Origin of the sequence: Acidiplasma cupricumulans (assembly GCF_001402935.1) — an archaeon.
In the GTDB taxonomy this organism is placed as follows: Archaea; Thermoplasmatota; Thermoplasmata; order Thermoplasmatales; family Thermoplasmataceae; genus Acidiplasma; species Acidiplasma aeolicum.
Map to the genome: position 1 here is coordinate 1 of NZ_LKBH01000028.1, position 7,773 is coordinate 7,773.

Genomic DNA, 7,773 nt, shown 5'->3' on the forward strand with positions numbered 1-7,773 from the left:
TGATATTGATAATTTTTTAAATTCCTATGCAGATTATAAAAGAAAATAAATGTTTTTTAAAAGGATAATTATAATATAGATCATTAACATGTTAATTTAATATGGAAAGCAGGGAACTATCACTTTATATTAGAGGTTTAATCCCCGGGGATAAAAAAGATGCAGATGCAAACAGACCTGTTTCAGTATGGAAGGAGCTTGACAGGTTACGGGGATTTCCTGAAAAAACAGTTGTCTGCATATTTAGAACAACTGGCTGTGCATGGTATAGGTTTAGTGCATGCTCAATGTGCGGGTACTTTAATGATACATCAGATAATATTATTGATGAGAATCTTTTTAAGCAGGTTGATGAACTTTATAATTCACTTGGGGATGCCAGGGTCGTTAAGATCTTTACCTCTGGAAGCTTTCTTGACCCCCGGGAGGTATCTCCATCTGTAAGGAACTACTTCTTTGAAAAAATGAAGGGAAAGGTTGACAAAATACTGGTTGAATCAAGAACAGAATACATAAGGAAGGACATACTTGAAGATATTAAGCGCCATAATATTCCTGTAAGAATTGCAATAGGTCTTGAGAGTGCCAATGATTATATTATGAAATATTCAATTAACAAGGGCAGCACGCTGAAAAAATATCTGGATGCAGCAAGGCTCATTAAGGAGGAGGGTTTTGAGCTGAGAACCTACCTGCTTTTTAAGCCACCGTTTATATCGGAGCTATCAGCAATAGCTGATGTTGAAAATTCTGTAAAAATATCTGCACAGTATTCAAACGATATATCAATAAACCCAATGAATATACAAAAAAATACACTTGTTGAAAAATTATGGAAGAAGGGTTTGTACAGGCCTCCAAGAATGATATCACTTGCAAGGATTTTAATAGAGATGTCAGGGCATAAATATCCTGTTCTTTCTTATCCCACAGGTGGTGGCAAGGAGCGTGGCGTTCACGATGATAAGTTTGATAAAAAACTTCTTGATTTAATAGTTAAATCATCTCTTGAACAGAATTTCTCGGAACTTAAGGAATACTACTCATCACTGGATCTTTCATTGTATAATTATGAACTTGATCTTGAGGATAAACTTTTACTGCAAACCGACTATAATACCCTTGTAAAAAGAATATCGAGATCATCCATTTTTTATTAAATTTTTGATGTAATCAAGGCCCCCCTGAATTTCGTCTATTACATTCTGAGTATATTTATTCATTAATATTGTATCATAAAGTATTTCCTTGCTTTCCTGTGAACTAATGCTGCACAGGTCAAGATATTTTTCATAGGAACTGGTTTTTATACTTCCATTCTGAGGTCTGGAAATCATGGAAATAATATATGGTTTTACCAGTATTTCAGACATTAATCTATCATGCTGGTCTGCACTCAGGCTGATTATATTGTAATCTGGAAAAATATTTTGAATTTTCCCCATGGAATCAGGTGGTGATATATCGTTTATAAATACTATATCCTTAATCTTACCGTAACTTCTTGGACCAAAAAGTGGATGTATGCTTATTATGCTGTTTTTAAATTTTAAAAATCTTAGCTTCACTGATGATAATTCTATAAATCCGGTAAAAAATTTGTATTTGTTTATTATATTTTCCTCCTGGTCAGGTGGTATTGCCAAAAATGCATAATCTGATTTCTTTAAATAATTAAAAAGCTTTTCCTCATTATCAACATCGACGCCGTATGAATCTGGAAATATTTTCATTAAAAGCGAACCCAGATTACCCTTACTTCCAACTACCGTAAACATACTATCTTATTATTACCCTGTATATATTTTCTCTATTCTCCAGAAAATTCTTTGAAATTAGCATTTGCCTGCCATTGATTATTATGTCACCGCCATAATTACCATTTACATCTACATACACGTCAGGGTCCTCAATTTTATGGTTTATAATATGTATACCAGGGCCGGATATCAAATTTTTATATTCTTTATTTTCAGAAAATACCACGGACCCTGGATTTAAAATAAATTTTAGCATTCCAAGCAGATTTTTGGTCTCTCCATTAAATTCCATGTAATTATTTCCATTAATATTTTTGTATACATACCCTGGTAAATTTAACTGGGAATTAGACTCATAATGTATGGAAAATTCAAAAAGTATATTTAATACAGACTGTGTAAATCTATCCCCGGAGATAAGCTTTATTATCTCCCTTTCACGGTTATAATCATGTATCTCCCCGCCGTTCATTTTTTTTATCTCCCCAATTTTCTGAGCCAGTTTAATTCTCTGTTTTAGCAGCCTTATTATTTCCCGTGAGTTTTCAAGCATTTCCCTTCTGAGATTTTCAAAGTCTGATATTAATTCCATCACCCATGACAATATTTATCACACATATATATAATTTTTTGAGGGAAAATATAATCCCTGATGTTTTTTATAAAGTAATAAAAAACGTTAAATCTCTCAAGGCAATAACTTTCTGTTGAAACTAAGTGATATAGGTGAAAGGCGAATAATAGATTTAATATCGAGGGATAGGGAACCCGATGATTGTGCAGTGCTTAACATGGGATCATTTGATTTGCTGTTATCCACAGATGTAATAACCAGAAAAACTCATATACCGGAGGGGGCAAGCCCTGAAATGGCTGGAAGCTTTTTTGCAGCCATAAACCTGAGCGATATAGCTGCAGATGCGGGAATACCTGTGGGGTTTCTGGTATCACTTTCAATATCCCCAGATTATGACATGGAATATTTAAAAAGATTTTATTCCGGAATATACAGTAAATTATCAGAATTTAACATAGGCATTATAGGCGGGGATACAAAGGAGGGTGATGATTTTACGGCCTCAGGAACAATAATTGGAAGGCAAAAACCCTCACTTATTCGCAGGAGATCAGACATAGCAGTAAACCATTATGTGCTTGTAACAAATTCTCTTGGGAGATCAGGTGCAGGCTATCTATTTTATAAAAATTCATATAAAACTGAATATGGAATAAAAAAAATGCTTGAAATTCATCCAAGGATAATGGAGGCACAGATTTTAAGCATGGCCGGTGCCCGGTTTATGATGGATTTATCGGATGGGATATACTCATCCATATATCAGATGAAGCACGATTATAATATAGGATTTAAAATAGATTATAACAAAATTAAGAAGGACCCTGATGTTTCCAGGGCAGCGCAAATTTCTGGTGTTTCAGAATCAGATATTGTAATGTCCTTCGGTGGTGATTATGAATTATTTTTTACAGTTGAAAAGAATAATTACGATTCATTTAAAAATAGGATAAATAAATACAAAATAGATGCATACATAATAGGAGAAACATATGATGGTCCAAATATGGTGTATTATGATAGCTGGGTTAATGTAAATGAAAGGGGATATGAACACTTCCTTAAGGACCCGCTGGATAAAAAGTAAATGTTTATATAAAAAATATTTATATAGAAGAACATATAGACTTATGATGAACCAAAACAAAGAATATATAGACCCCTTAGAATACGATATTGAAGAAGCCAGAAAGAGATTAAATATGTCAAAGAAAAACAATGAACTTGAAAAATATATGGAAATGTATAAACAGACCCTGGAAGATCTTAATGACTACAAGAATCTTTACATACGGCAGAGATCAGAGATGGAGAACTACGCAAAATACAAGGAACGTGAGATTGAAAACATCAGAAAAAATGCCGGCAGTGAGATAATTAAAAACCTTCTACCGGTGCTAGATACACTTGATGCTGGAATGATACACGATCCAAAACTTGAACCAGTGAGATCGCAAATAATAAAAATATTAAGCTCATACGGACTAAAGGAAATAGCAGGTAAGGGGGAAAAATTTGATCCTAACCTTGAGGAGGCCATAGGTGTATCAGATCAGGGTGAGGATGGAAAGGTGCTTGAGGTAGTTCAGAAGGGATATATGTTAAACGGAGAGGTTTTAAGAACCGCAAAGGTAATAGTTTCAAAAAGGTGAGTTAAAATGAGCAAGATTATAGGTATTGATTTAGGAACAAGCAATTCAGCAGCAGCAGTAGTTATTTCAGGCAAGCCAGAGGTCATTCCGGCAGCCGAGGGAGTCTCATTGGGTGGAAAATCCTTCCCAAGCTATGTTGCATTTACCAAGGATGGCCAGCTGCTTGTTGGTGAACCTGCAAGAAGGCAGGCTTTACTGAATCCAGAGGGTACAGTTTACGCAGCCAAAAGAAAGATGGGTACAGATTACAAATATAAAATATTCGGAAAGGAGTATACACCCCAGCAAATATCCGCATTTATTCTGCAAAAAATTAAGAAGGATGCAGAGACATTTCTTGGAGAGCCAGTGACAGATGCTGTTATTACCGTTCCTGCATATTTTGATGATAATCAGAGGCAGGCAACAAAGGATGCAGGTGCAATTGCCGGTCTAAATGTAAGGAGAATTATTAATGAGCCAACAGCAGCATGCATGGCTTACGGTATTGATAAACTTAATGAATCGCTTAAAATATTAATATATGATTTTGGTGGGGGTACACTTGATGTAACAGTTATGGACTTTGGTCAGGGAGTATTCCAGGTGCTTTCAACGTCTGGTGATACCCACCTTGGCGGCAGTGATATGGATGAGGCTATTGTAAACTTCCTTGCAGATGATTTTAAACAGAAGGAGGGCATAGATCTAAGAAAGGATAAATCTGCATACATAAGATTGAGGGATGCCGCGGAAAAGGCAAAAATAGAGTTATCAACAGTTCTTGAAACTGATATAAACCTTCCTTATATAACTGCCACGCAGGAGGGTCCAAAGCATCTTGAATACAAGCTTACAAGGGCAAAGCTTGAGGAGCTTGTGGCACCAATAGTTGAGAAATCAGCCGAATCATTAAATAAGGCCATAGAGGGTGCAAAGCTCAAGAAGGAGGATATAAATAAAATCATACTTATAGGTGGACCAACAAGGATGCCATATGTTCACTCATTTATAGAGAAATATTTTGGCAAAAAGCCTGAGGGTGGTGTTGATCCAATGCAGGCTGTGGCAATTGGTGCCGCAATTCAGGGTGCTGTACTTACCGGGGATATTAAGGACATAGTGCTTCTGGATGTCACACCATTAACACTTGGAATAGAAACACTTGGTGGTGTAATGACACCGTTAATACCTGCAAATACAACAATACCTGTTAAAAAATCCCAGGTATTTACAACAGCAGCGGATATGCAGACTGCTGTAACAATACACGTTGTTCAGGGGGAGAGGCCACTTGCCAAGGATGATGTATCCCTTGGAATGTTTAATCTTGAAGGTATTCCTCCAGCACCAAGGGGGGTTCCACAAATAGAGGTTACATTTGATATAGATGCCAATGGCATATTAAATGTTTCAGCAAGGGATAAGGGCACAGGAAAGGAACAGAGAATCACAATATCCGCATCAAACAAGCTTTCCAAGGAGGAAATAGAAAGAATGAAAAAGGAGGCTGAGGAATTCGCCGAGAAGGATAAGCAGGAGAAGGAAAATATAGAAACATTAAACAATGCGGAGAGCCTTGCATATACCGCTGAAAAAACAATCAATGATGCCGGTGATAAAATAGACAGCGCAACAAAAGATAATATAAAGGCCATAGTAAAGGACTTAAGGGATGCAATTTCACAGAAGGACATACCAAAGGTCAAGGAGATTACAGAAAAACTTACCAAGGAAATTCAGGAGGTTGGGGCAAAGATGTATGCCAGTGCCTCGGCCAATAACCAGAATAATACAGGTAATGCCGGCACTTCCGGTGAGAATCAGTCGGATAGTTCAAATGATAAGACATCCGGTGAAAACAGCGATACCGTAAACGCAGATTATAAGGAAAACAAATGATGGAACATGGCAGAGGACTACTATAAAATCCTGGGTGTCGACAAAAATGCAACGCAGGATGAAATAAGGGCAAAATTCAGGGAACTTGCAAAAAAATACCATCCTGATTTAAATCAGGGAAACCAGGAGGCCGAGGAAAAGTTTAAGCAGATTGCCGAGGCGTATGAGGTGCTGTCAGATCCACAAAAAAGACAGCAGTATGATGCCACCGGATCTGCCGAATTCAATGGCGGCGCATCCAACTTTAACTGGCAGGACTTTACGCACTTTGATGATATTAATGATATATTCAGCAAAATTTTTGGCGGTTTTGGCGGCTCATCCGGCGGCGATTTCTTCGGCGGCGGATATACAAACCAGCCAGATCTTGATATATACATCAGGGTTAATATAACACTGGAGGACGCATATTATGGCACATCAAAATCTGTCAAGTACAAGAGGGATGCAATGTGCGATGCCTGCAATGGTACAGGCGCCGTTGATGGCAAGCTTATGACATGCCCAACATGCCACGGCACAGGCCAGGAGAGAATAACACGCGGCCAGGGATTCTTCCAGATGGTTACAGTAACAACATGCAGAACATGCAACGGCAGGGGTAAAATACCTGTTAAACCATGCCCGGTATGTAAGGGTACAGGCACGGTACCAAAAATGGAGAATATATCTATAAATATACCCAAAGGTGCAGATACAAATATAAAGCTCAGGGTTGCAAAAAAGGGCAACTCATATGGTGGTGTTACAGGGGACCTCTATGCCGTAATATATGTCCAGAATAATTCAGAGATACGCAGATCAGGGGATAATTTATATGTAAAGCATCACATAGACTTTCCAACAGCTGCCCTGGGCGGCGAGGTTGAGGTTTCATTGTTTAAAGAAAAATTTAAATTAAATATTCCGGCAGGTACACAGCCTGATGATGTTCTAAGAATAAAGGGTGCAGGAATGCCCAGAATAAACTCACATGGTTCCGGGGATCTTTTGGTTATCATTAAGCTTGATGTTCCAAAGCATCTAACAGCAAAGGAAAAGGAACTCATAGAGGAACTAAAGGGTGAACCCACCAAAAAATCATGGTTTCACATATAAATAAATTTTTAAATTTATAATAAATCTATATTTTTAAGTCTTTCCTTAAAATCATGTTCTGTTGTATCAAACAACGATGTTAATTTAATTAAATCCTCACCCTCAACCAGCTCCTTTGCCATGCTCCTGTATGGGTCAAGATCATTCTTATTTATTATGCCCTTTTCTGCAAGGTCAATTATTGTTTCCCATCCATTGAGCCTTATATACTGATTTGGTGATTTTAATACATTAAAAAGAAATTTTTTATATTCCTCATAATCGCCATCAACAATTACACCCCCGGACTTTAACAGCGGTAGCATATGCCATGCGTCACTTACAACACCTGCATTCTGGCTTTTAAGGCTCTCTATAAACACGTTCTTATAGGGTATAAGGTATGTTTTGTCAAGGTAATTTCCAAGAATCAGGTCTATGGCATTCCACCATGCGGTTAAATCCCCAGATTTTATATATGGAAGCAAATACTCCTTTCTGGAAACAATATCCTCCTTTGTTATGTACCCTGCATCAGCAAATCGCCTTGCAAGAACCCAGGCATGAACCTTAACCATTTCATCATCAGTTGTTAAAAGGCCCAGAAACTGATTTTTATTCTCTATCACATAGTCCTTTGTAAGTATCCCATTGTCTATTAGAAAATCAACCTTGTACCATGCATCAAGTCTTGAAAACTGGTCTTCAAGAGATAATGACTTTAAATAATATTCCTTATTTTTTTTAATAACATCCTCTGCCATATTAAAATAATGTTATTTTATTATAAAAAACTTTTTTTAATAAATTATCAGATCGGAAGAGC

The 7,773-nt window shown here is 37.0% G+C and carries 8 protein-coding genes; 5 read left to right on the forward strand and 3 right to left on the reverse strand.

What is annotated here, in order from left to right:
• Positions 1-101 precede the first annotated feature (101 nt).
• Entirely contained in the window at positions 102-1,160 is a 1,059-nt protein-coding gene (locus AOG55_RS01105) for an archaeosine biosynthesis radical SAM protein RaSEA (protein ID WP_048101662.1), read from the forward strand.
• Here AOG55_RS01105 and AOG55_RS01110 read toward each other — a convergent pair.
• Positions 1,143-1,778: a hypothetical protein gene (locus AOG55_RS01110; protein WP_048101661.1), complete on the reverse strand. Its 636-nt coding sequence runs from the start codon at positions 1,776-1,778 to the stop codon at positions 1,143-1,145. The genes AOG55_RS01105 and AOG55_RS01110 overlap by 18 nt on opposite strands.
• A gap of 1 nt (position 1,779) precedes the next feature.
• Positions 1,780-2,352, reverse strand: a complete 573-nt coding sequence (locus AOG55_RS01115) for a chorismate mutase (RefSeq protein ID WP_054963827.1) — start codon at positions 2,350-2,352, stop codon at positions 1,780-1,782.
• A 115-nt stretch (positions 2,353-2,467) separates the two neighbouring features.
• Here AOG55_RS01115 and AOG55_RS01120 point away from each other — a divergent pair, with 115 nt between their 5' ends.
• From AOG55_RS01120 to dnaJ, 4 genes are read left to right on the forward strand one after another with little or no spacing between them, the layout of a single operon-like run.
• Complete coding sequence (locus tag AOG55_RS01120; protein WP_048101659.1) at positions 2,468-3,424, forward strand: thiamine-phosphate kinase; 957 nt, start codon at positions 2,468-2,470, stop codon at positions 3,422-3,424.
• A gap of 46 nt (positions 3,425-3,470) precedes the next feature.
• Entirely contained in the window at positions 3,471-3,989 is a 519-nt protein-coding gene (locus AOG55_RS01125; RefSeq protein WP_231563421.1) for a nucleotide exchange factor GrpE, read from the forward strand.
• Positions 3,990-3,995: 6 nt separating this feature from the next.
• Positions 3,996-5,870 (forward strand): molecular chaperone DnaK, encoded by a 1,875-nt coding sequence (dnaK, locus tag AOG55_RS01130; protein ID WP_048101657.1) that lies wholly within the window; start codon positions 3,996-3,998, stop codon positions 5,868-5,870.
• Positions 5,871-5,876: 6 nt separating this feature from the next.
• Entirely contained in the window at positions 5,877-6,968 is a 1,092-nt protein-coding gene (gene dnaJ, locus AOG55_RS01135) for a molecular chaperone DnaJ (protein ID WP_055032280.1), read from the forward strand.
• Positions 6,969-6,982: 14 nt separating this feature from the next.
• Here the strand turns inward: dnaJ and AOG55_RS01140 are convergent, their stop codons facing one another.
• The gene (locus tag AOG55_RS01140) at positions 6,983-7,711 is read right to left on the reverse strand and encodes a hypothetical protein (protein WP_055032281.1); all 729 of its coding nucleotides are present in this window, start codon (positions 7,709-7,711) and stop codon (positions 6,983-6,985) included.
• Positions 7,712-7,773: the final 62 nt, after the last annotated feature.